Consider the following 21,827-nt stretch of genomic DNA (forward strand, 5'->3'; position numbering starts at 1 on the left):
ATCAGTCGTGCGGCAGCGGCTCGACGGGCTGCGTCTCCCCCGACGCCGGAGCGGCGGCGGCAGGAGCGGCGGGAGCAGCAGGAGCCTCGCCGGCGGCGGGAGCAGGGGTCTGCTCCTCCCCCGCGGTCGCACCGATCAGCCCGGCCACCCGCGCGGCCACGGCCTCGGGGTCGGCGAACAGCTCGAAGTTGTGCACCCGCAGGTAGTGCCAGCCCAGCCGGCGCAGCAGCTCCGGACGCAGGCGCAGCGACACGCGCAGGCTCTGCGTGCTCACGTCGCGGTCGGTCTCGACCACCACGGCACGGGTCCCGTGCGCGGCGACGAGGGCCAGCTTGCCCTTGTGCCCGATGTTGACCCGGAGTCCACGGCGCTCGAGGCGCGCGGCGAGATCCACCAGCATCGGCTCCGAGTAATCGTCGCGGTCGCTCGGCTGGACGCGGTCCTCCGCCTCCTGCAGCACCTGCGCGAGCGCGACCATGCCGTAGCGCATGCGCGACTCGTCGATGTCGCCCGGGCGGAAGCACGAGACGATGTCCATCGAGCGGCGGGCACGGGTCATCCCGACCGCTAGCAGACGCTCTCCGCCCGGCTCCGCGAGCGCGCCGAAGTTCGACAGCAGGCGGCCGTGGGGCGTCCGGCCGTAGCCGATCGAGAAGATGACGCGGTCGCGGCTCTGCGCGACCGACTGCTCCAGAGTCACGACGGCGAAGGGCTCGGGCCGATCGCCGAGGATGAAGTCGCTCAGATCGGTGCGCTTGGCGAAGGCCGTCAGCACCGCCTGCTGCACCCGCACGGCGTGGCGAGGACTCGCGGTGATGACCATCAGCGACTCGCGCGGACGGATCACCGCGTGCTCGAGCACCAGCTCGACCACCTTCGCGACCTCGGCGTCGACGGACTCGACGGCTCCGGAGTCGTTCTCGGGCATGCCGTGCCCGCTCGCGATGTAGTGGAAGCGGAGCGAGTCGTGTCCGAGGAACGAGCCGGCCCAGGGCAGCGAGTCGATGCGGCCGCCGTAGAAGCGGCGGTTGACCAGCTCGGCCAGGTCCTCGCCGCCCGCGCGGTAGCTGCGGGTGAGCGTGACGGTGTTGAGCAGCTCGCCGAGTCGGGCGAGCGCCGACTGGGCGTGCAGCGCCTCCACGTCGGTCCGCGAGGCGGTGGAGCCGAACTCCGGCGTCTCGTCGACGCGCAGGCCGAAGGGAGTGGGGGTCTGCGTGACCGGGTCGCCGAACGCGACGACCTGCTTGGCCCGGCGGATCGCTCCGACGTTCTCGGCCAGCGTGGTCGCCCCGGCGTCGACGAGGAACACCGCGTCGAAGGTCGTCTCGGTGCCGATGCGGTGCACCTCGTACGGCGAGGCGAGCCAGGCCGGAGCGAGCACGCGCGAGAGGTGAGGAGCGGCCTTCTGCAGCTCCTGAGGGGTCGTCGCCGCCTCGGTGCGCAGCAGCGCGCGCAGCGCGTCGCGCTCCTGCGGCCAGTCGACGAGCCCGATCTTCCAGGTCTCGGAGAGCTTCCAGGCCAGCAGCTCGGCGCTCGAGGCGGCGTGCGCCTCGTCGACGAGCTTGAAGTCAGCCTCGAGCCGGTCGAGCACGCTCGTGTTGCCGCCGAGCAGCGCACGCTCGTCGGTCAGCATGATCTCGAGCGCCGAGCGCCACCAGGCCAGGTCCAGCTCGCCCGCGACCAGCTCGGCCGGCACGTGGCGGCGCGAGAGATCGGTGAGCAGCGGGTCCAGGCCCCAGTCGCGCAGGGTGGCGAGGAGGGTCGTCCGCTCTTGGAGGTTGGCGAGCACCTCGCTGTCCTCGGCGAGGCCGGACACCATCGAGGCCAGCTCGGCGAGAGGGAGCGAGGCGAGCTGCAGGTTCGTCCCGCGTCGGCCGAGCGGCTCGTCGAGACGGCTCAGCTGGTCGGTCACCTGCTGGTAGGCCACCTGCACGTCGGCGACGCCGACCGGGACCTCGGGGATCGTGCCGGCGACCGCGTAGCGCTGCCACAGCGTCCGCTGCTGCTGCACCCGGCGGAGCGCCGCGTTCAGGTCGGTGACGTGCGCGCCGGGACGCAGGTACTCGCGGGCGAGCTTCTTCAGGCGCCGGCGGTTGGTGGACGACATCTCGGCTGCCTCGCGGCGCGGCGAGGTGGCGACGATGAGGTCCTGGATCGAGCGGTCGAAGACGGCCGGCTGGAACTTGTCCAGCGTCTCGCGGACGTCCTGCAGCAGGCGCAGGTAGATGCCGAGCTCGGCGACCGACTCGAACGGGCGCATCCGCGTCTGGCCGATGACGTCCTGGGCGCGGTCGAGCAGGCGGGGCAGGTCGCGCAGGTGCAGGCGCTTGGCCAGCTCGTGGGCGATCTCGGCGTCGGCGGTGGAGTCGAACTGGGCCCCGTACCAGGGCGAGTCGCCCGGGCCGTAGCGGAACTCGCCCAGGCGCGCCGACTCGATCAGCATCCGGGTCGCCTCGGGGCGGCTGTGCGCGAGAGCGGTGACGGAGCGGCGGTCGAGGCGGGCGGCGGTCGACGGGGGCGTCCGCAGCTGCGAGAGGCGGGCGAGCTCCTCGAGGGCCTGCAGCGCCGAGACGCCGAAGCTCTCGTCGCGCCGGGAGAGCGCGCCGCGGTAGTCGAGCAGCACCTTCCGCAGCCGGAGCAGGGCGTCGTCGATCTCGCTGACGGAGGGGCGCGCGGCCTTCTCGTTGCGGCCGATCGACTGGATGAGGTCGCGGCGGAGCGTGCGGGGCCCGACCGCGATGCCGCCCAGGCCCGCCGAGAGCAGGCGCTGGTGGATGCTGTCGAGGCTCGACCGGCGGGCGCTGACGACCAGCACGCGCTTGTGCTGGGCGGCCAGGGCGCCGATCGCGTTGACGATGGTCTGGGTGCCGCCCGTGCCGGGAAGGGTCTTCACGACGAGCGAGTTGCCGGCCGCGATGTTCGCGATCACCTGCTCCTGCTCGGCGTCCGCGTCGAGGAGGAGGTTGTCGGTCGCCGGAGGACGCTCGTCCTGCGGGATGATCGACGCCACCTTCTGCGACTGCTGCAGCGCCCGCTTGGCGGCCGGGTTCCCGGCGACGGCGTCGAGGACCGGGTGCTCGAGCATCCGGGCGTCGCGGAGCATGTCGCCCGCCACGTCGGCGAAGCTCGAGACCACGAGGCGCGGGTGCACGGCGAACCACGGCAGGTGCGAGGTCAGGCCGCGCAGCTGGTCGATGACCGGCTGCGGCTTGAAGACGCCGTTCTGCACGGCCAGCTCGACGAACTGCTCGGGGTCGATCGTGATGCCGAACTGCTGCTTGAGGGCACGCGCGAGCTGCGGGTTGAAGTAGGGCTGGCCCTTGAGCTTGAGCTCGAAGTCGCGGCCGTAGCGGCGGATGGCGAGCGGGCGCAGGAGCACGGGTGCGGTGAACTCCGTGTCGCCGGCGCGCCACTGGGCGAGGCCGATGGCGAGGTGGACGCCCTCGATGCCGCGGACCGAGCGCAGCTCGATCCCCTTGTCGGTGATCGCACCCGCGGCGTTCTTCGCGGTGCGCAGGGCGAGCTCGTCGCGGATGAGCGAGGAGAGGAGCGTCGTCTTGCCCGAGATGAACGGGGGCAGCCCGCCGGGGTGCGTGGTCGAGAGCTCGATGCGCGTCCGGGGCGAGTCCACGAAGTGGAGCAGGGGCGACGGACCGCCGACCTTGGCGAGCTCGTCGCGCCACGACTGCCACACCGGATCGGCCACGTTGCCGCCCTGGTAGCCGGCCTCGCCGCTCGTCACCTGCACGGGAGAGGTCGCCGTCGGGGAGAGCCGATGCGCGGACGCCTCCCCCTGGTCACCGGATTCGGGTGAGGTCGCCACCGGTCCGGCTCCTGGGAAATCGTCGACTCGTTGCACACGGATACCCTAAACCGGGCACCTCCGAAAGGCCGTAGCGACGCGGGTCGGCGGCACGGCACCTCCGTACGGCTCACCGGGCCGGAGCATCGGAGGAACGCGGAGCCCAGGGTCGGATCGGCGAGCGCGTCCGCCCGATCGGGGCGGGCGGGGGGCTCAGGAGGGCCAGACGGCCAGGGGCGGCGCCGTCTCGACCCGGCGCTCGTCGCCGACCACGCGGATCCGGCTGCTCACGCGGTCGTGCCCGGCGGCCGCGGCGACAGCGGTCATGACGAGCCGGGCGTGGTCACGGGTGAGATGCCCGAAGGCGCTCCGCAGATCGACGGGACGGCCGGTGGCGAGCGACACGGCGATGCGCGCGACCGCCTCCTCCGAGAGGTCGAGAAGGCACGCCTGCTCGGCGAGGACGGCGAAGTCGATCCGCGGCGCGGCCTCCGTGGCGGCACCGGCCGCCCACGGGTGCTCGGGGCGGAGGCAGCCGGCGCGGACGAGGAGCTGCTCCGCGGCCTCGAGGCCGGGCCCGGCGAGGACGGGGATCATGCCGCGGTCCGCTCGGCGCGGCGCCCGGAGGCGCGGACCCCGACGGACACGACGGCCGACAGCAGGCAGGCGACGCCGGCGATCAGCGGCGCGAGCCAGCCGAGGACGCTCACCTCGTCGACGTCCGTGCCGAAGTACTGCCACTGCGCGATGGCGTAGACGAAGAGGGAGAAGAAGCAGAGCGCGACGCCCGTGAGCGCCGACACCAGGTCTGCCGGACGGACGAGGGGCTCGTGCTCCGCAGAGGCGGCCTGCTCGATCGCGGGCTCGGAGAGGGCGGCGGCCGGGACCTGCGGGAGGGTCGCGGTGGCGGGGTGCTGCGTCATGTATCGAGGGAACCAGCCGCGCGGTGTCACGGTCGTCACTCGCTGGCATGACGTCCTGAGCCGAGCGGATGGTGGCGCGGTCGGCCGGTCAGGGAGCGACGGGGACGTCCGCTCGAGCCGGTCGGCGTCCGAGCGACGACTGGAACCGCAGCAGGTACCCGTCCGGATCGGCCACCACCAGCTGACGGACGCCCGCCTCCTCCGCTCCGACCCGGTACCAGCGGGTCTCGAGCGGCGAGAACAGCGGCGTCCCGGCCTCGGCGAGCGCCGCTGCCGTCCGGTCGGCGTCGTCGACGTGCAGCTGCAGGTTCATCCCCCGGCCGAACGGGCGCTCCAGCGGTGCCGCGATCCAGTTGCGGCCCCGCCCCGCCTCTTCGAGCATCACGTGCGCGGAGCCGAGGACCAGGTACGCGAAGCCCTCCTCGGGCCGGGCGTAGTGGATCCGGAACCCGCAGGGACCGCACCAGAATCCCAGGCTCCGGTCGAGGTCGGCGACGAGCAGCTCGGGGACGAGATCGGGATCGGCCATCCGCGCGGTCTACGCCTCGGCGCCCTCGGGGCGCTTCGTGCGGCCCGGGAGCAGGAGCAGGCCCGAGACGCCCACGACGATCAGCAGGATGGCCGCGACCGTGACGAAGGAGGCCAGCGCCAGCACGGGCATGATGATCGTCAGGACGCCCGCGATGACCGAGGCGATCCCTGCCGCGATCGGCAGCCACGCGGGGCCGGCGACGGTGCGGCCGCTGGTGATGCTCGAGACGCCGTCGAGGATCCAGCCCGCGCCGATCACGAGGCCCAGGACGCTCAGCGACTCGAACGGGTTCGACAGGCACAGGATGCCCGCGACCAGGATCAGGGCGCCGAGCAGTCCCGCGAGCCAGCGTACCCGGGCATCGAGCCGCGAGGCGGTGAAGGCCAGCAGCAGGCGGAAGACGCCCGCGGCGATCAGGTGGATGCCGAAGACGATGGCGACGGTCAGCAGCGTCGGACCGGGGATCAGGACGGCGATGACGCCGAGCACGATCGCGATCAGCGAGACGGCGATGATCCACCAGCGCTCGACGGAGGTGCGGGACATCGTGGGCGCGGCGGTCTCGGACATGGCGTTCCTTCGCGTCGGGGAGTGCGGACCCCTCGAACGTTAGGGCACCGGGGCGAGGTGGCGCGGGGCCTTGCGCCCGCCCGCCCGTGGACGCAGGTCAGTGGCGCGATCCGGTGCGCGCCGCGGCACGGTGCCGCCGCACGCGGCGCACCACGAGCGCGAGCAGCAGCACGCCGAACGCGCTGTAGATGATCGCGTCGAGCACGCCCGCGTACTGGTCGACGAGCTCGTACTGCGTGCCGAGGGCCGCGCCGAGGCCGATCAGCAGGCCGTTCCAGACGCCGGAGCCGAGGATCGTCAGTCCCGAGAACAGCAGCAGGTTCATCCGCTCGGCCCCCGCGGGGAGCGAGATGAGGCTGCGCACGCCCGGGATGAGGCGACCGAAGAGGACCGCCCAGGTGCCGTGCCGGCGGAACCAGCCGACCGCCTTCTCGAAGTCCTCGCGGTCGACCAGCGGGAGCTTGGAGAGCAGGCGGATCGAGCGCTCCGTGCCGATGCGGTGGCCGAGCGCGTAGAGGATCAGGCCGCCGAGGTAGGCGCCGAGGGTCGCCGTGATCACGACCAGCACCAGGTTCATCCGGCCCTGCTGGGCGAGGAAGCCGGCCAGCGGCAGCACGAGCTCGCTCGGGATCGGCGGGAACACCGTCTCGATCAGCGTCAGCAGGCCGACGCCCGCCTCACCGAGCGCGGCGATCACCCGCGCGGCGACGCCGACGAGTCCGGAGAGCTCGTCGATGCTGTCGGAGGAGGAGGCGGTCGCCACGGAGGCGGGGGCGAGGGCGAGGGTCGCGATCGTCATGACTGAGAAGCTACTCAGTCCGCCGAGCGCGCACCTGGGAATCCGGCGGCCCGCTCAGGGGCGGCCGGTGAGCACGACGGTGTCCGATCCCTGCAGCCGCACCTCGACCGAGGCGATCTCGGACAGCGGGAGCCCGGTGGCGAGGCTGGGCTCCATCGTCGTCCCCGGCGCGCTCGTCCACGATCCGACGGCCTCGGTGCCGCCCGAGGTGTCCGTGACGTAGAGGACGTAGCCGGCCGAGCCCGCGTACTGCTCGGCCGTGTCGGCCCAGCTGCAGTCCATGTCGATCCGCGTGCCCCACTGCTGCGGTACGAACCGCACGGAGGCCTCGACGGGGACGCCCGGAGCCGCGGCGAGCGAGACGGTCGAGCCGACGGTCTCGACGGGGGCGAGGGACGGACCGATCGCGAGCGGCAGGGCGACGGCGGCGGCGGCCGAGACGCCCGCGGCGGCGAGCACCAGGCCCGCGATGCGCAGCCGGGTGCGGCGGCGGACGGAGTCGGTGGCCGCGGCGAGGCGGGTCAGCAGTGCCGCCGGAGCCGGATCGCCGGCCGCCTCCGGCTCCTCGACCAGGCGCATCGCCTCGTCCTGGGGCAGGTGGGCCAGCAGGCCCGGCAGCGGGACGAACTCGGCGAGGGACTCGCGGCAGCCGGGGCAGGCGCGCAGGTGCAGCTCGTACTCGCGGCGGTCGGCAGCGGTCAGGGATCCGAGGAGGTACGCGGCGTCCCAGTCGCGGAAGGGGTCGTCGTGCCGGTCGTCGGAGGAGGGGTCGCGGTTCACAGCTCCGTCACCCCCCGCTCCTGCAGTGCGAGCTTGAGGGCCCGCATCCCGTAGTGCATCCGAGACTTGACGGTGCCCGGGGCGATCCCCAGGAGCGCGGCGATCTCGGTGACCGTGCGGCCGCCGTAGTAGGCGTGCACGATGACGGCGCGGTGGTCGTGGCTCAGTCCGCTGAGCGCGTCCGAGAGCAGCCAGGCGTCGAGCACCTGGTCGGTGCGGTCGGCGGTCGGGCGCTCGGGGACCTCGTCCGTGCCCAGCTCCCGGGCGTAGCGGGCGCTGCGGCGGTCGTCGATGACGAGGTTCCGGGCCACGGTGTAGAGCCAGGAGCGGGCGGCGGCCTCGCCCTGGGCGAGGATCTCGGGGTGCTTCCAGGCGCGCAGCAGCGCCTCCTGCACGACGTCCTCCGCCATCTGGCGGTCGCCGGTCAGGCGCAGCACGAACCGCCAGAGCGCGCTGGCGTGCTCGTCGTGCAGCGCACGCAGCATCTGGGCCTGATCCTCGGACATCTCCACCTCTTCCTGCACCAACGTAACGGGGGCCCGAACGGTTCAGCCGGTTCGCGCGAGCGGCCGCACTCTGGTACTCCGGAGTCGATGACCTTCCCCGATGCCGACGACGCCGCCCGCGTGCGCTCCTTCCTCCGCGACAACCGCTCGCGGATGCTCGACGACGTCCGGCACCTCGTGATGATCGAGAGCCCCAGCGACTCCCTCGAGGCGCTCGGCGAGCTGCACGCCTTCCTGGTGCACTGGGTGGGAGAGCGGCTCGGGCACGACGCCGACGTGCAGCACCGGCGTGCGCAGGACGCGCCGACCGCGACCAGCTGGACCTTCCCGGCGAGCGGCGGCGCGAGACCGCACCGGGGCACGCGTCCGTTCGTGGCGCTGCTCGGCCACTACGACACGGTGTGGCCCCTGGGCACGACCCGCTCCTGGCCCTTCGCCGTCGACGGCGACCGCCTGAGCGGCCCGGGCAGCTACGACATGAAGGCCGGGCTGGTGCAGATGGTGTGGCTGGTGGCCGCGCTCCGCCACGCCGGCGTCCCGCATCCGGCCGTCCGCCTGGTGATGAGCGGGGACGAGGAGATCGGCAGCGCCGCCTCCCGCCCGTTCCTGGAGCGGCAGTGCGCGGGCGCCGACGCGGTCCTGGTGTTCGAGGGCGCGATCGGCGACGCGGTCAAGACGGCGCGCAAGGGCATCGGGCGCTTCGTGATCGACGTGGTCGGGGTCGAGGCGCACGCCGGGGTCGAGCCGGAGAAGGGGGCGAGCGCGATCCACGAGCTCGGCTCGCTGATCCCGCGGGTGCTGGCGATCGCGCGGGAGGAGGAGGGCACCTCGGTCAACATCGGAGTGGTCTCCGGCGGCTCGCGGGTCAACGTGACGACGGCCCGCGTGCGCCTGGAGCTGGAGGCGCGGATCCGCGGATCCGCCGAGGCCGCCCGCGTCGAGGCCGAGCTCGACGCGCTCGCCGCCGCCGACCCGCGCATCCGGCTGGAGGTGCGCGGCTCCTGGGAGCGCCCCGTCTTCGAGCGGACCGCCTCCGTCGCCGCGCTCTACCGCAGGGCCGAGCGGGTCGCGAAGCGGATCGACGTCCCCCTCCGCGAGATCGCGGTCGGCGGGGCGAGCGACGGCAACCTCGTCGCCGCGCTGGGCCTGCCGGTCCTCGACGGGCTCGGCGCCCCGGGCGAGGGGGCGCACGCGCGCAGCGAGGCGATCGGCATCGAGGGCATGCTGGAGCGGACGGCGCTGGCCGCGCTGCTGGTCGCCAGCTTCGGCGACGAGCACTGACCGGCTGCAAAGGAAGGACGAGCGGATGACCCTGTACGAATCGCGCCCCGTGGGCGTCGTGATCGAGGCTCCGGCCGCGGAGGTGTACGCCTTCGTCTCCGACCCGGCGAACCTCCCGCGGTGGGCCGCGGGCCTCGCCTCCTCCGCGCTCGAGCAGGTCGACGGACGCTGGTTCGCCGACTCGCCGATGGGCCGGGTCGAGGTGCGCTTCGCCCCGCAGAACCCGTTCGGCGTCGCGGACCACGAGGTCACGCTCCCCGACGGGACGGTGGTGGACAATCCGCTCCGGGTACTCGTGAACGGGAACGGCGCCGAGGTGGCCTTCACCGTGCGGCGGCGCCCCGGGATGAGCCTCGACGACTGGGACGAGGACTGCGCGCGGGTCGCGGACGACCTCGAATCGCTCCGGCTGCTGTTCGAGCGCGGGGCGCTGTAAGTTCGTCACAGCTCCGGCGCAGGGCCGGCACCCGTGAGAACGAGGACGCGATGACCTCCCCCGATCGTCCGAGCACCCGCCCCGCCGGCGGCATCGAGCTCAACGGCCTCGACACGATCCAGGAGTCGGAGCGGCACGGCCGCCCTCGCGACCTGTTCTGGCCGTGGTTCGCCGCGAACGTGTCCGTGCTGGGGCTGAGCTACGGCTCCTTCCTCCTCGGCTTCGGCCTCTCCTTCGGGCAGGCGACGCTCGTCAGCGTGATCGGGATCGTCGTCTCGTTCCTCTTCTGCGGTCTGGTCGCCGTCGCCGGCAAGCGCGGCTCCGCCCCGACGATGGTGCTCAGCCGGGCGGCCTTCGGGGTCGACGGCAACCGCCTGATCTCGGTGATCTCCTGGCTGCTCACGGTGGGCTGGGAGACGGTGCTGGCCTCACTCGCGGTGCTCGCGACGGCGACGGTGTTCGAGGAGTTCGGCTGGGACGGGGGCGTGCTCACCAAGGTGGTCGCGCTGATCGTGGTCGCCGCGCTCATCGTGATCGCCGGGATCGCGGGCTTCCGCCTGATCATGCGGCTCCAGCTCGCGATCACCGTCGCGACCGCCGTGCTGACCGTGGTCTACGTCGTGCTCGTCCTCGACCGGATCGACCTCGCTGCCGTCGGCGCCCTGCCGCGGGCTCGGCCGCCGCGGTCATCGGCGGGCTCGTGTTCATGATGACCGGCTTCGGGCTGGGCTGGGTGAACGCCGCGGCCGACTACTCCCGCTACCTCCCCCGCGGTGCCCGCACGAGCGGAGTGATCGCGTGGACGACGATCGGCGGAGCGGTCGCGCCTGTCGTGCTGGTGGTGGTCGGCCTGCTGCTGGCCGGCTCCTCGCAGGAGCTCTCGGACGCGATCGCCGCGGACCCGATCGGAGCGCTCGCCGGGATCCTGCCGACCTGGTTCCTGCTCCCCTTCATCGTCGTCGCGCTGCTCGGCCTGATCGGCGGGGCCGTGATGGACATCTACTCCTCGGGCCTGGCGCTGCTCAGCACGGGGCTCAAGGTCTCGCGGCCGGTGGCCGCCGGGATCGACGGCGTGCTGATGGTCCTCGGAGCGGTCTACGTCGTGTTCGTCGCGGGCGACTTCCTCGGCCCGTTCCAGGGCTTCCTGATCACCCTCGGCGTGCCGATCGCGGCCTGGCTCGGCGTGTTCCTCGCCGACCTCCTCCTCCGCCGGCGCGACTACGACCAGGAGGCCCTGTACGACTCCCGCGGCCGCTACGGCAGCGTCTCGGCGGTCCCCGTGGCCCTCGTGCTGATCGGCGCGGTCGTCGGCTGGGGCCTGGTGGTCAACTACTCCCCCGGGTTCGAGTGGGAGGGCTACCTCCTCGGCCCGCTCGGCGGCCGCGACGGCGACTGGGCCGGCGCCAACCTCGGCGTCCTCGTGGCGCTCGTGATCGGCTTCGCGGGAACGCTCGCCCTCTCGCGCGGGGCCGTCCGCCGCCAGGAGGCCTCGGCGTGAGCCTGCTCGTCGCGATCGACCTGCAGCACGTCTTCGCCGACGCCGAGTCGCCGTGGGGATCCGGCGGATTCGAGCGCGCGGCCGAGGGGACCCGCCGGCTCCTCCCGGCGTTCGGCGAGCGGGTCGTGACCACCCGCTTCGTCGCCCCGGAGCGGCCCGCCGGCGCGTGGATCCCCTACTACCGCGAGTGGCCGTTCGCGCTCGTCCCCGAGAGCGACCGGCTCTACGAGCTCGTGGCCGGGTTCGAGGGCCACCGCACGATCACCGCCACGACCTTCGGCAAGTGGGGGCCCGAGCTCGAGGCCGAGCTCGACGACTCCCGCGAGCTCGTGCTCACCGGCGTCTCGACCGACTGCTGCGTGCTCTCGACGGCGCTGGCGGCCGCGGACGCCGGAGTGCGGGTCAGGGTCGCCGCGGACGCCTGCGCGGGCGCCTCCGAGGCCGACCACCAGCGCGCGCTCGACGCCATGTCCCTGTACGCGCCGCTGATCGAGATCACGACCGTGGACGCGGTGCTGGCGGACCTGCGCGCCCGGGGCTGAGACCGCGGTCGGGACGCGAGCCGCTTGCGCCGGTCGGCCCCGCGCGTCGCGGGGCGACCCCGTCACCCGGCATGATGTCGGCATGTCCTCCACCGACGAGCGCGTCAGCCCGGCTTCCCGCACCCTGGTCATCGGCGAAGCGCTGATCGACATCGTCGAGCGCGACGGCAGCGCCACGGAGCACGTCGGCGGCTCCCCGGCCAACGTCGCCCTCACGCTCGCCCGACTCGGGCGACCCGCGACCCTCGTCACCGACATCGCCGACGACGAGCGCGGCCGCCGCATCAGCGCCCACCTCGAGGCCTCCGGAGTGGAGGTCCGGCACGGCGACTCGGAGCGCACCAGCACCGCTCGGGCGGTCCTCGCCGCGGACGGGTCGGCCCGCTACGTCTTCGACCTCTCCTGGAACCCGCCGGCGGCGGACCCGGAGGGCGCCTCCCACGTCCACACCGGTTCCATCGCGATCTTCCTCGAGCCGGGCGGATCCGCCGTGCTCGAGCTCCTCGAGGCACTGCCCGCCGGAGTGACGGCGAGCGTCGACGCGAACATCCGCCCGGCTCTGGTCGGCGCGCACGCCGAGGCGCTCGCGCGCTTCGAGCGGATCGCCGCCGCGTGCGAGGTCGTGAAGCTCAGCGACGAGGACGCGGAGTGGCTCTACCCGACGATGCAGCTCGACGAGGTCCTCAGCCGGCTGCTCTCCCTCGGGTCGCAGCTCGCGGTCGTCACACGCGGCGCGGAGGGACTGCTGCTGGCCTCGGCCGTCACGCGGGTGACCGTGCCCGCCGCCCGGATCGTGGTGGCGGACACGATCGGCGCCGGTGACTCCGCGATGGGCGCGATCCTCGACGAGGCGTTCCGCCAGGGCCTCGGCGCCGCGAACGGGATGCTGCTCGACGGCCCCGCCCTGCACGCGATCGGCCGCCACGCCGCGCACGTCGCCGGCATAACGACCTCCCGCTCCGGCGCGAACCCGCCCACCCGCGACGAGCTCTGAGGACCGGGGGCGGACCTTCTGCAGGACGCCCCTGGTGCTCGCGTCGGGACGCGGAGATACTGGGCGCACCTCGACGGAAAGGCGTGCCGTGCCCACTTCACTGAGCCCCTACATCGGCTTCGACGGCTCCGCGCAGGAGGCGATGGAGTTCTACCGGGACGTCCTCGGCGGCGAGCTCAGCTCCAGCCGCTTCGGCGACTTCGGGATGAGCGCGGATCCGGCCGACCAGGACCGGATCATGCACGCCCAGCTCGTCACGCCGAGCGGGATGATCCTGATGGGCTCCGACTCCCCCTCCTCGAGCCCGGCCGAGAGCGGCGCCCGCATCACGATCGCGCTCTTCGGCGACGACGACGCCGAGCTGAGCGGCTACTGGGACGGCCTGGCCGAGGGCGGCACGGTCGTCGAGCCGCTGGTCGCCTCGCCCTGGGGCGACCGCTTCGGGATGCTGGTCGACCGCTACGGCGTCGGCTGGATGGTGAACACCGCCGCTCCGCCGGCCTGACGCTCCTCCCCAGCACGGGATCGGGGCACGCCTCCCCCGGGTGCGTCCACCCGTCCCGCCGGGCGCCGCGGCGGGCGCAGAATGGAGGGGCCGCTCCCGCTCCGGGGGCCGTCCCACCTCTCATGAAGGCTGCAGATGACGATCACGCTCGGGTACAAGGCATCGGCGGAGCAGTTCGGCGCCCGGGAGCTCGTCGAGCTCGCGGTCGGCGCAGAGCGGCACGGCTTCGAGACCGCGGTCGTCTCGGACCACTTCCAGCCGTGGCGGCACACGGGCGGGCACGCGCCGTTCTCCCTCGCCTGGCTCGCCGCGGCCGGTGAGCGCACCTCCACCATCACCCTCGGCACCTCCGTGATGACCCCGCACTACCGCTACAATCCCGCCGTCATCGCCCAGGCGTTCGGCACGCTCGGCGTGCTCTACCCCGAGCGGATCATGCTCGGCGTCGGCACCGGCGAGGCGCTGAACGAGGTCGCCACCGGCTACCAGGGCGCGGGCGAGCAGACCTGGCCCGACTTCAAGGAGCGCTTCGCCCGCCTGCGCGAGGCCGTGCGGCTCATGCGCGCGCTCTGGGCGGGCGACCGCGTCACCTTCGACGGCGAGTACTACTCCACGCACGAGGCGTCGATCTACGACAAGCCCGAGAGCGGCGTGCCGGTCTACATCGCGGCGGGCGGCCCCGTCGTCGCGAAGTACGCCGGCCGCGCGGGCGACGGCTTCATCTGCACGTCGGGCAAGGGCATGGAGCTCTACACCGAGAAGCTGCTCCCCGCCGTCGAGGAGGGCGCCGCGGCGGCCGATCGCGACTCCTCGACCATCGACCGCATGATCGAGATCAAGCTCTCCTACGATCCCGATCCGGCGCTCGCGCTCGAGAACACGCGCTTCTGGGCGCCGCTCTCGCTGTCGCCGGAGCAGAAGCACTCGCTGACCGATCCGGTCGACATGGAGCGCGCCGCCGACGAGCTGCCGATCGAGCAGGTCGCGAAGCGCTGGATCGTCGGCTCCGACCCCGAGGAGACGGTCGCGCAGATCAAGCCCTACGTCGACGCGGGCTTCACCCACCTGGTCTTCCACGCCCCGGGCGACGACCAGCAGCGCTTCTTCGACGCCTTCGAGCGCGACCTCGCGCCGCGGCTGCGCGCGCTCTGACCTCCCGCCTCCGCCACGACCCCCTTCGGAAGGGCCGCTCCCGCATGACCACGGCCACCCTGCTCGCCCGGCTCGACCGCGGCGAGGCGCTGACGCGCGAGACCGCCGAGGAGCTCCTCGGCGCGCGCGGCGACGACCTCGACCTGCTGCTGGAAGCCGCCGGCCGCCTGCGCGACGACGGACTCGCCCGCCGCGGACGGCCCGGCGTCGTCACCTACTCGCGGAAGGTCTTCGTCCCGCTGACCAAGCTCTGCCGCGACCGGTGCCACTACTGCGTCTTCGTGGAGACACCGGGCGGGCTCGCGGCCAAGCGCGAGTCGACCTTCATGGAGCCGGAGGAGATCCTCGAGGTCGCCCGCGCCGGTGCCGCGCTCGGCTGCAAGGAGGCCCTGTTCACGCTCGGCGACCGCCCGGAGGACCGGTGGCCGGTCGCCCGCGCCTGGCTCGCCGAGCACGGCTACGCCTCGACGCTCGAGTACGTGCGCGCGATGGCCGTCCTGGTCATGAGCGAGACGGGCATGGTCACGCACCTGAACCCCGGCGTGATGTCGTGGGCCGAGCTGCAGCGGCTCCGCCCGGTCGCGCCCTCGATGGGCATGATGCTCGAGACGACCGCCGAGCGCCTCTGGTCCGAGAAGGGCGGCGTGCACTACGGCTCCCCGGACAAGGACCCGGCGCTGCGCCTGCGCGTGCTCGAGGACGCGGGCCGCAGCCGCATCCCCTTCACCACCGGCGTGCTGCTGGGCATCGGCGAGAACGCGGCGGAGCGGGCGGACGCCCTCTTCGCGATCCGCGAGTCCCACGAGCGGTGGGGCCACGTGCAGGAGTGCATCGTCCAGAACTTCCGCGCGAAGCCGCGGACGGCCATGCAGAACGAGGTCGACCTCGAGCTGCAGGAGTACGTGGCCAACGTCGCGGTCGCGCGCCTCGTGCTGGGCGCCGAGGCGACGATCCAGGCGCCGCCGAACCTCACCGACGAGCAGGAGCTCGGGCTGCTGCTGCGCGCCGGGGTCGACGACTGGGGCGGTGTCAGCCCGCTCACGGCGGATCACGTGAATCCGGAGCGCCCCTGGCCGAACATCGACGACCTCGCGCGGCTCACCGCGACGGCCGGCTACCGGCTGCACGAGCGGCTGACCGCCCACCCGCAGTACCTCCGCGACTCGGCCACCTGGATCGATCCGCGCGTCGCTCCCTACGTCGAGGCGCTCGCCGACCGCGGGACCTGGCTCGCCGACGAGGCGGCAGCGGTCCTCCCCCGGCCCTACCGCGACTCGCTCGACGCCCTGCCCCGACCAGTCGCGCCCGCCCTCGGCGCCGTGCTCGCCCGGGCGGAGACGGACCCCGCCGGTCTCGAGGACGCCGACTACCTCGCCCTGCTCGCAGCCGACGGCGACGACCTCGACGCCCTCTCCGCTCTGGCGGACGACCTGCGGCACGACGCCGCCGGCGACGAGGTCTCGGTCGTCGTCAACCGCAACATCGACACCTCCCTCTGGGGAGACGGCGGGCTGACCGTCGAGCGGCTGGAGGAGCTCGCCGACGAGGCGGTCGCGCTCGGCGCCACCGAGCTCTGCCTCCAGGGCGCGATCGGACCGGAGCACCCGGGCGACGATCTGCTGCTGATCGTCCGCACGCTGAAGCAGCGGCAGCCCTCGCTGCACCTGCACGCCTACCGGCCCGGCGAGATCCTCGAGGTCGCCCGGCGTACGGGCCGAACCCTGCCCGCGATGCTCGACGCTCTGCGCGAGGCCGGCGTGGACTCCGTCCCGGGGACCGCCGCCCGCATCCTCGACGACGACGTCCGCGCCGTCCTGAGCGAGGGGACGGACCCGACCGTGGCCGAGTGGCGGGAGGCGATCACGGCCGCGCACCGCAGCGGCCTCCGCTCCACCTCGACCATGGTCTACGGACACGTCGAGACCCCCGAGCAGCAGCTCGCGCACCTGCGCACGCTCGCGGCGATCCAGGACGAGACGGGCGGCTTCACCGAGTTCATCGCGATGCCCTTCGTCCCGGCGGAGGCGCCTCCGGCCGTGGTGCGCGCGAGCCGGGGCGGGCCGACCCTCCGCGAGACCCGCGCCGTGCACGCCGTCGCACGGCTCGTCCTCCACGGCCGGATCGCCCACGTGCAGACCGCCTGGACCAAGCTCGGACTGCACGCGGCGCAGGTCCTCCTCCGCGGCGGGGCGGACGACCTCGGCGGCCTGCTGCTCGACGGGGCCCTGCGGCCCGAGGCCGGAGCGGAGGCCTACCGCTCGCTCGACATCGCGACCGTCGCCCGGCTGAGCGGCGAGATCGGCCGCGGCTGGCGCCAGCGCACCACGACGTACGGCGTGGTCGCGCCGGAGAGGGCGCTGCGGGCGGAGCCCGTCGCAGCGGCGGGTCCTCAGCGGATGCGCCTCCCGGTCCGCGGGACCCGCCGGGCGTCATGACCCGCTCCGAGTACCTGCGGCGCCAGGCCGAGCTGGTCCGGGAGGAGCGGATCGAGTCGGACAGCGCCACCGTGCGGCTGCTGACCGCGGGCGCCGGGAGCCCGCGCGCGGTCCTGATGCTGACCGGCGTCGGCCGGGGCGTGCGGAGCGACACCGGGCTGCTGCTGCCGATGCTGGCGCGGCGCCACCGCGTCGCCGCGCTCGAGCTCGCCGATCTCGGCGACCCCTGGCTCGACGGACCCGCCGCGGTCCGCGCCTCCCTGGACGCGCTCGGCGCCGACGAGGCCGTCCTGATCGGCCACTCGCTCGGAGCCGCCGTGGCCCTCGCCGCGGGCGATCGGCGGGTGCGCGCCCTCGCCCTCGTGGCCGGATGGCTGCGGCCGACGGAGCGCCTCCTCCGCGCGGCGCGCCTCTGGCCGATGCTCCCGCCCGACGCGCAGGAGGAGGCCGCTCGGCTCCTCGCCGTCCGCTCGGCCACCGCCTCCTCCCCGTGGGGCGCCGACGTCGCCAGGATGCTCGCCGCCTCCGCCCGGGCCGACGTCGCTGCGGCCGCCTCGGACTGCCGGGTTCCGACCCTCGTGGTCGGCTGCTCCGCCGACGCTGTCGCCGGAGTCGAGGGCGCCGAGGCCCTGCTCGGCGCGATCGACGACGCCCGCTACGCCGTCCTCGACGCCGGTCACGCGGTGCTCGCCGAGCGGCCCGCCGAGCTCCTCGCCGTCCTCGAGCACTTCCTCGCCGATCCGCACCGCGACCCGGCGGGCAGCGTCCTGGCGAGGACGACGGTCTGATGGACGTCGACGTCGTCGTGATCGGCGCCGGGTTCGCCGGGCTCGGAGCCGCGGTCCGCCTGGAGCGCCGCGGCGGGACCTCGTTCGTCGTGCTGGAGCGCGCCGAGCGGATCGGCGGGACCTGGCGGGACAACGTCTACCCCGGAGTCTCCTGCGACATCCCCTCGCACCTCTACTCCTACTCCTTCGCCCCCGAGGCCGACTGGTCGGCGTTCTACGCCCCCGGGGCCGAGATCCAGTCCTACCTCGAGCGCGTCGTCGAGAAGGAGGGCCTGGCGCCCCGGCTCCGGCTGGGGACCGAGGTGCTCGAGGCGGTCTTCGACGAGGAGGCGCACCGCTGGCGGGTGCGCACCTCCCGGGGCGACTACTCCGCCGCGGTCCTCCTCGTCTGCGCGGGGCGCCTCTCCGAGCCCCGCCTCCCGGCCGTCCCGGGCCTGGATTCGTTCGCGGGTCCCGCCTTCCATTCCGCCCGCTGGAGGGACGACGTCGACCTCAACGGGAAGCGCGTCGGCATCGTCGGCTCGGGAGCCTCCGCCGTGCAGATCGTGCCGCACCTCGCCGAGCGCGCCGCCGAGGTGGTGCTCTTCCAGCGCTCGGCCCCGTACGTCGTCCCCCGCCGGAACCGCCCGTACCCGCCGGAGGAGCGCCGAACCCTCTCCCGCGCGCCCGGGGCCCTCGCGAGGCTCCGCGAGGAGCTGTTCTGGCGCGCCGAGCTCGGCTTCGCCGGCCGCGTCGCCGTGCCCGAGGCCATCGATCGGCTGCGGGCGGAGGCGCTCGGCCACCTCGAGGCGCAGATCATCGATCCCGCGCTCCGCGCCGTGCTGACTCCGGACTACGAGATCGGCTGCAAGCGCGTGCTCCTCTCGGACGACTACTACCCCGCTCTCGCGCAGCCGCACGTCCGCGTCGTCCCCGGTCCGCTCCGGCGCATCGAGGAGGGCGCCGCGCTCGGCGACGACGGCGTCCCGCACAGGGTCGACGTGCTCGTCTTCGCGACCGGCTTCCACTCCACGCGGCCGCCCTTCGCCCGGCGCATCCGCGGCCGCGGCGGCGTCCTCCTCGCCGACCGCTGGGCCGACGGCATGGTCGCCTACGAGTCGACCGCGGTCCACGGGTTCCCGAGCCTCTTCGTCGTCAACGGCCCCAACGCGAGCCTCGGCCACAACTCCGCGGTGCACATGATCGAGACGCAGATCGCCTACGTGCTCGCCGCGCTCGACCACCTCGCGGTCTCCGGCGCCGACCGGCTCGAGGTCACCGCCGAGGCCGAGGCCGCCTCCGTCGCCCGCCTCGACGCCCTCAGCGCCGACACCGTCTGGACCAACGGCGGCTGCGAGAGCTGGTACCTGGACGACAACCGGCGACTCACCCTGCTCTGGCCCGACTTCGCCTTCGCCTTCCGCGAGGAGCTCGGCCGGTTCGACCCCTCGGCCTACACGACCTGACCGCGGCTCGCTATCGTGACCGCATGACCGACCGCGTGCTCGCTCCCGAACCGCCCGCCGACGGTGCGAAGCCGAAGGGACCGGCCTCGTACTTCCCGAGCATCGAGAAGACCTACGACCGTCCCGTCCAGGACTGGCTGGACCTCGCCGACGAGCGTCTGCGCTCCGAGCCGCACATGCAGGTCGTCACCTGGCTGAAGACCGAGCACGGCCTGGGCCACGGCCACGCCAACGCGATCGTCGCCTACGTCCGGGCCGCCCGCGCCTGACCGGTCCGCCCGCCGTCCGCACAGGCTAGGCCCGCCGGCCTCCCCGGACCACCCGTCGTCGGCGCCCGCGCCGTCCGGGGATAATCGGGGCATGCGCGAAGACGACGATGTCGATCTGGTGATCGACGCGTGGGCCGGGGCCCTGCCCGACCTCGATTTCGCGCCTCTGGACGTCGTCTCCCGCCTCCGCCGGCTCAGCCCGCGCGTGCAGGAGGTGCGGCGGCAGTCCTTCGCCGTCAGCGATCTCGCCCCGTGGGAGTTCGAGCTCCTCTCGCTGCTGCGGCAGCGCGGGGAGGGCGGGATGACGCCCTCGGCCCTGGCCACGCACCTCGCGCTGTCCAGCGGCAACCTCGCCAGCCGCGTCGACCGCCTCGGGGCCCGCGGGCTCGTGGTCCGCGAGCAGAACGCCGCCGACTCGCGCAGCAAGATCGTCTCGCTCACCCCGCGGGGCACGAAGCGGGTCGACGAGGCGATGCGCAATCTCGTCGCCGCCGAGGGCGAGGTGCTCGCCGACCTGGACACCGTGCAGGTGTCGGTCCTCATCGAGTGCCTGCGGCGGATCAGCGACACCCTCGACCGACTGCAGTGACGCGCTACGCCCGACGAGCCTGAGAGGTCAAGCCCGTTCGGAGAGACGGGCACCGGACGTAGCGTGAAGCGTGCACGGTCGAGGCGTCAGCCACCCGTGCGGATGATCGCGAAAGCGGAGAGCACCATGACACAGATTTCTTCTATCCAACCCGCGCGATGGAGCCGGAACGGAGTCAGGATCGTCGTCGTTCCCGGGGCGGAGCTGCCCCGGTTCCGACTCGAGATCGACACCCGACTGACCACCGCGCCCTCCCTCGTCCCCACCGGACCCTTCTCGACCGTCGAGGAGGCCGAGCGGGCCGCCGAGGTCGCCGCCGGCCTGCTGGGGGCGAAGATCCCGGCCTGAGCGCACACCCGTCGGAACGGTTCGGATCAGCCCGCGAGCTCCGCGAGCGATCCGGTCGGGACCGCGATCCACCCCTCGGCCTCCGCCGCCTCCTGCAGTTCGGGAGGCACCGGCAGGGTCGCGCCCAGGGCGTGGGCGCGGGCGTTGAGAGCGGCGACGACGGCGTCGAACGCGTCGTCGGAGCGGATCATCAGCGCGAGCGCGGGCGCCGGCACATCGAGCCAGGGCGCGGCCCGTCGCAGCGACTCCACGGCGAGCGCCACGGCCTCCGGTCGCGTCTTGTACCCCGTGGTGTCCACTCCCCAGAGCCGCAGCGCCGCCGCCGGGTACGCCTCGACGAGCCGTCCGCGCCCGGAGCGGTCGACGTCCTCCCCGCTCGCGGCGAAGGCGTCGAGCAGCTCCGCGCAGCGCATCGCGGTCATCCCGAGCCGGTCGGTCGAGACGCTGAGCGGCCAGCGGCCGGTGACCTCGCGCGCCACCCGGTCCGTCTCGCGGTACGCGAGGCGGCGGCGCCAGTCGCGTCCCGCGAGCGTCCGCGGCGAGACCTCCCGTCGCGTGTGCGCGGAGACGAACGCCGCGAACTCCACCGGCCAGCCGAACGCGCAGTCGATCCCGATGACCGCCGCGTCCCGTGACGCCTCGACGATCGTCGCGTCCTCGGCGCCGAGTACGAGCGAGCGGACGACGGCCCGGCCGCCGGAGAACTCGATGGCGGCGAGAGCGGTGCGCACCGGCTCCGCAGCGAGGTCGACACCGATCGTGAGCACGGGGACAGGGTAGGCGCTCCGGCGCTACGCTCGAGCGATGACGCCGCCCGCTCCCTCCTCCCGGGCGGAGTCGGCCCGCGTGCCGGTCGCGCTCCTCCGCCTCCTCGTGGCCGCCGCCGTTCTGGTGGCCGTGATCGCGACGGCCGTCGACACCGCCTCTCGGACGCCGCTGAACCCGTTCAACTTCTTCGGCTTCTTCACCATCCAGAGCAACATCGTGCTGGCCGTCGTGCTCGGAGCCACCGCCGTGCTCGCGCTCCGCCGCCGTCCCGCGCCCGGCGGGCTCGTGCTGGTGAGGGGTGCCTTCACCGGGTACATCATCATCGTCGGCCTCGTCTACAACACCCTCCTCACCGATGTGGCGGGCGGAGTGGCGCTGCCGTGGGCCAACACCGTCATGCACGTGCTGTTCCCCGTCTACGGACTGCTCGACTGGCTGCTGCTCGCGGATCGCCCTCCGCTGCCGTGGCGGAGGCTCTGGCTGGTCGTGGTCTACCCGATCGTCTGGCTCGTCGTGGTGCTGATCCGCGGAGCGACGGACGGCTGGGTGCCCTATCCGTTCCTGGATCCCGCGACCGGGTACGGGCAGGTGTCGGTGTTCGTCGTCGGGATCGCGGTCGCGTTCCTCGCGTCGGGGGCGCTGGTCTGGGCGATGAGCCGGCTGCGGATCGTGCCGGTGGCAGGCGGCTGAGAGGACGCTCGCCTTCCAGACGGTTCCGCCGCCGGACGACCGGATCCGCTGCCGTCGCGCACATCCGGCCCGTTCTGGGGTCACCCGTTCGGGGTCATCCGGGGCGCCGCTCCCCTAGCGTCAGCACCGACGGCTCCCCCACCGTCCTCCCCCTCGAGAACGGTCCCCCATGAGC

General features: G+C 73.6%; 22 protein-coding genes and 1 pseudogene. 14 read left to right on the top strand and 9 right to left on the bottom strand.

The genetic code is table 11. The features are described from left to right. Position 1: 1 nt before the first annotated feature. From C5C69_RS10110 to C5C69_RS10145, 8 genes are all read right to left on the bottom strand, one after another. Positions 2–3,823, bottom strand: coding sequence for a DEAD/DEAH box helicase (locus C5C69_RS10110; protein WP_374953575.1), 3,822 nt, complete (start codon positions 3,821–3,823; stop codon positions 2–4). A 192-nt stretch (positions 3,824–4,015) separates the two neighbouring features. Continuing rightward, entirely contained in the window at positions 4,016–4,399 is a 384-nt protein-coding gene (locus C5C69_RS10115) for a hypothetical protein (protein ID WP_104232859.1), read from the bottom strand. Continuing rightward, the gene (locus tag C5C69_RS10120; protein ID WP_104232860.1) at positions 4,396–4,725 is read right to left on the bottom strand and encodes a hypothetical protein; all 330 of its coding nucleotides are present in this window, start codon (positions 4,723–4,725) and stop codon (positions 4,396–4,398) included. Before C5C69_RS10120 ends, C5C69_RS10115 begins: the two co-directional genes overlap by 4 nt. 88 nt (positions 4,726–4,813) lie before the next feature. Beyond that, on the bottom strand, positions 4,814–5,254 hold the full coding sequence (locus C5C69_RS10125; RefSeq protein WP_104232861.1) for a VOC family protein: 441 nt from the start codon (positions 5,252–5,254) through the stop codon (positions 4,814–4,816). Positions 5,255–5,263: 9 nt separating this feature from the next. Next, on the bottom strand, positions 5,264–5,827 hold the full coding sequence (locus C5C69_RS10130; RefSeq protein ID WP_104232862.1) for an HdeD family acid-resistance protein: 564 nt from the start codon (positions 5,825–5,827) through the stop codon (positions 5,264–5,266). 97 nt (positions 5,828–5,924) lie between these two features. Beyond that, positions 5,925–6,626: a DedA family protein gene (locus C5C69_RS10135; protein WP_104225072.1), complete on the bottom strand. Its 702-nt coding sequence runs from the start codon at positions 6,624–6,626 to the stop codon at positions 5,925–5,927. Between the two features lie 54 nt (positions 6,627–6,680). Further along, positions 6,681–7,406, bottom strand: a complete 726-nt coding sequence (locus C5C69_RS10140; protein ID WP_104232863.1) for an anti-sigma factor — start codon at positions 7,404–7,406, stop codon at positions 6,681–6,683. Next, on the bottom strand, positions 7,403–7,912 hold the full coding sequence (locus C5C69_RS10145) for a sigma-70 family RNA polymerase sigma factor (protein WP_104225070.1): 510 nt from the start codon (positions 7,910–7,912) through the stop codon (positions 7,403–7,405). The genes C5C69_RS10140 and C5C69_RS10145 overlap by 4 nt, the downstream gene beginning before the upstream one ends. 87 nt (positions 7,913–7,999) lie before the next feature. Here C5C69_RS10145 and C5C69_RS10150 point away from each other — a divergent pair, with 87 nt between their 5' ends. The 13 genes and pseudogenes from C5C69_RS10150 to C5C69_RS10210 all read left to right on the top strand — a co-directional run bounded on the left by C5C69_RS10150 (position 8,000) and on the right by C5C69_RS10210 (position 20,194). Next, complete coding sequence (locus C5C69_RS10150) at positions 8,000–9,193, top strand: M20/M25/M40 family metallo-hydrolase (RefSeq protein ID WP_104232864.1); 1,194 nt, start codon at positions 8,000–8,002, stop codon at positions 9,191–9,193. Positions 9,194–9,218: 25 nt separating this feature from the next. Continuing rightward, positions 9,219–9,629 (top strand): SRPBCC family protein, encoded by a 411-nt coding sequence (locus C5C69_RS10155; protein ID WP_104225068.1) that lies wholly within the window; start codon positions 9,219–9,221, stop codon positions 9,627–9,629. 50 nt (positions 9,630–9,679) lie between these two features. Then, positions 9,680–11,127: pseudogene (locus C5C69_RS10160) on the top strand (purine-cytosine permease family protein). Continuing rightward, positions 11,124–11,669: a cysteine hydrolase family protein gene (locus C5C69_RS10165; RefSeq protein ID WP_104232866.1), complete on the top strand. Its 546-nt coding sequence runs from the start codon at positions 11,124–11,126 to the stop codon at positions 11,667–11,669. The pseudogene C5C69_RS10160 and the gene C5C69_RS10165 overlap by 4 nt, the downstream one beginning before the upstream one ends. Before the next feature lie 82 nt (positions 11,670–11,751). Beyond that, positions 11,752–12,663 (top strand): carbohydrate kinase, encoded by a 912-nt coding sequence (locus tag C5C69_RS10170; protein WP_104232867.1) that lies wholly within the window; start codon positions 11,752–11,754, stop codon positions 12,661–12,663. 88 nt (positions 12,664–12,751) lie between these two features. Further along, positions 12,752–13,168, top strand: coding sequence for a VOC family protein (locus tag C5C69_RS10175; RefSeq protein ID WP_104232868.1), 417 nt, complete (start codon positions 12,752–12,754; stop codon positions 13,166–13,168). A gap of 135 nt (positions 13,169–13,303) precedes the next feature. Continuing rightward, complete coding sequence (fgd, locus tag C5C69_RS10180) at positions 13,304–14,320, top strand: glucose-6-phosphate dehydrogenase (coenzyme-F420) (RefSeq protein ID WP_181067747.1); 1,017 nt, start codon at positions 13,304–13,306, stop codon at positions 14,318–14,320. A gap of 44 nt (positions 14,321–14,364) precedes the next feature. Further along, positions 14,365–16,755, top strand: a complete 2,391-nt coding sequence (gene cofG, locus C5C69_RS10185; RefSeq protein ID WP_104232869.1) for a 7,8-didemethyl-8-hydroxy-5-deazariboflavin synthase CofG — start codon at positions 14,365–14,367, stop codon at positions 16,753–16,755. Beyond that, complete coding sequence (locus C5C69_RS10190; protein ID WP_104232870.1) at positions 16,752–17,543, top strand: alpha/beta fold hydrolase; 792 nt, start codon at positions 16,752–16,754, stop codon at positions 17,541–17,543. The genes cofG and C5C69_RS10190 overlap by 4 nt, the downstream gene beginning before the upstream one ends. Beyond that, on the top strand, positions 17,543–18,988 hold the full coding sequence (locus C5C69_RS10195) for an NAD(P)/FAD-dependent oxidoreductase (RefSeq protein WP_104232871.1): 1,446 nt from the start codon (positions 17,543–17,545) through the stop codon (positions 18,986–18,988). The genes C5C69_RS10190 and C5C69_RS10195 overlap by 1 nt, the downstream gene beginning before the upstream one ends. 23 nt (positions 18,989–19,011) lie before the next feature. Further along, positions 19,012–19,257 carry a DUF4287 domain-containing protein gene (locus C5C69_RS10200; protein ID WP_104232872.1) on the top strand — a complete coding sequence of 82 codons (246 nt, stop codon included), beginning with the start codon at positions 19,012–19,014 and terminating at the stop codon, positions 19,255–19,257. A gap of 91 nt (positions 19,258–19,348) precedes the next feature. Then, positions 19,349–19,846: a MarR family winged helix-turn-helix transcriptional regulator gene (locus C5C69_RS10205; protein WP_104232873.1), complete on the top strand. Its 498-nt coding sequence runs from the start codon at positions 19,349–19,351 to the stop codon at positions 19,844–19,846. Between the two features lie 126 nt (positions 19,847–19,972). Beyond that, positions 19,973–20,194, top strand: a complete 222-nt coding sequence (locus C5C69_RS10210) for a hypothetical protein (protein ID WP_146080878.1) — start codon at positions 19,973–19,975, stop codon at positions 20,192–20,194. A 26-nt stretch (positions 20,195–20,220) separates the two neighbouring features. On the opposite strand, the gene C5C69_RS10215 is transcribed toward C5C69_RS10210, so the two are convergent. Continuing rightward, the gene (locus C5C69_RS10215; RefSeq protein WP_104232875.1) at positions 20,221–20,961 is read right to left on the bottom strand and encodes a DUF429 domain-containing protein; all 741 of its coding nucleotides are present in this window, start codon (positions 20,959–20,961) and stop codon (positions 20,221–20,223) included. Between the two features lie 37 nt (positions 20,962–20,998). Between C5C69_RS10215 and C5C69_RS10220 the strand changes: the two genes are divergently transcribed. Then, the gene (locus C5C69_RS10220) at positions 20,999–21,652 is read left to right on the top strand and encodes a Pr6Pr family membrane protein (RefSeq protein WP_104232876.1); all 654 of its coding nucleotides are present in this window, start codon (positions 20,999–21,001) and stop codon (positions 21,650–21,652) included. Positions 21,653–21,827 lie beyond the last annotated feature (175 nt).

The sequence above is a fragment of the Rathayibacter sp. AY1C7 genome, assembly GCF_002931865.1.
Taxonomy (GTDB): Bacteria; Actinomycetota; Actinomycetes; order Actinomycetales; family Microbacteriaceae; genus Rathayibacter.

Excerpts from the sequence above, each read along its gene's own strand:
- C5C69_RS10190 (WP_104232870.1), top strand. The coding sequence starts at position 16,752 with ATGACCCGCTCCGAGTACCTGCGGCGCCAGGCCGAGCTGGTCCGGGAG.
- C5C69_RS10120 (WP_104232860.1), bottom strand. The coding sequence starts at position 4,725 with ATGACGCAGCACCCCGCCACCGCGACCCTCCCGCAGGTCCCGGCCGCC.
- C5C69_RS10130 (WP_104232862.1), bottom strand. The coding sequence starts at position 5,827 with ATGTCCGAGACCGCCGCGCCCACGATGTCCCGCACCTCCGTCGAGCGC.
- C5C69_RS10115 (WP_104232859.1), bottom strand. The coding sequence starts at position 4,399 with ATGATCCCCGTCCTCGCCGGGCCCGGCCTCGAGGCCGCGGAGCAGCTC.
- C5C69_RS10170 (WP_104232867.1), top strand. The coding sequence starts at position 11,752 with ATGTCCTCCACCGACGAGCGCGTCAGCCCGGCTTCCCGCACCCTGGTC.
- C5C69_RS10125 (WP_104232861.1), bottom strand. The coding sequence starts at position 5,254 with ATGGCCGATCCCGATCTCGTCCCCGAGCTGCTCGTCGCCGACCTCGAC.
- C5C69_RS10205 (WP_104232873.1), top strand. The coding sequence starts at position 19,349 with ATGCGCGAAGACGACGATGTCGATCTGGTGATCGACGCGTGGGCCGGG.
- C5C69_RS10155 (WP_104225068.1), top strand. The coding sequence starts at position 9,219 with ATGACCCTGTACGAATCGCGCCCCGTGGGCGTCGTGATCGAGGCTCCG.
- C5C69_RS10220 (WP_104232876.1), top strand. The coding sequence starts at position 20,999 with ATGACGCCGCCCGCTCCCTCCTCCCGGGCGGAGTCGGCCCGCGTGCCG.
- C5C69_RS10135 (WP_104225072.1), bottom strand. The coding sequence starts at position 6,626 with ATGACGATCGCGACCCTCGCCCTCGCCCCCGCCTCCGTGGCGACCGCC.
- C5C69_RS10195 (WP_104232871.1), top strand. The coding sequence starts at position 17,543 with ATGGACGTCGACGTCGTCGTGATCGGCGCCGGGTTCGCCGGGCTCGGA.
- fgd (WP_181067747.1), top strand. The coding sequence starts at position 13,304 with ATGACGATCACGCTCGGGTACAAGGCATCGGCGGAGCAGTTCGGCGCC.
- C5C69_RS10145 (WP_104225070.1), bottom strand. The coding sequence starts at position 7,912 with ATGTCCGAGGATCAGGCCCAGATGCTGCGTGCGCTGCACGACGAGCAC.
- C5C69_RS10200 (WP_104232872.1), top strand. The coding sequence starts at position 19,012 with ATGACCGACCGCGTGCTCGCTCCCGAACCGCCCGCCGACGGTGCGAAG.
- cofG (WP_104232869.1), top strand. The coding sequence starts at position 14,365 with ATGACCACGGCCACCCTGCTCGCCCGGCTCGACCGCGGCGAGGCGCTG.
- C5C69_RS10150 (WP_104232864.1), top strand. The coding sequence starts at position 8,000 with ATGACCTTCCCCGATGCCGACGACGCCGCCCGCGTGCGCTCCTTCCTC.
- C5C69_RS10210 (WP_146080878.1), top strand. The coding sequence starts at position 19,973 with ATGACACAGATTTCTTCTATCCAACCCGCGCGATGGAGCCGGAACGGA.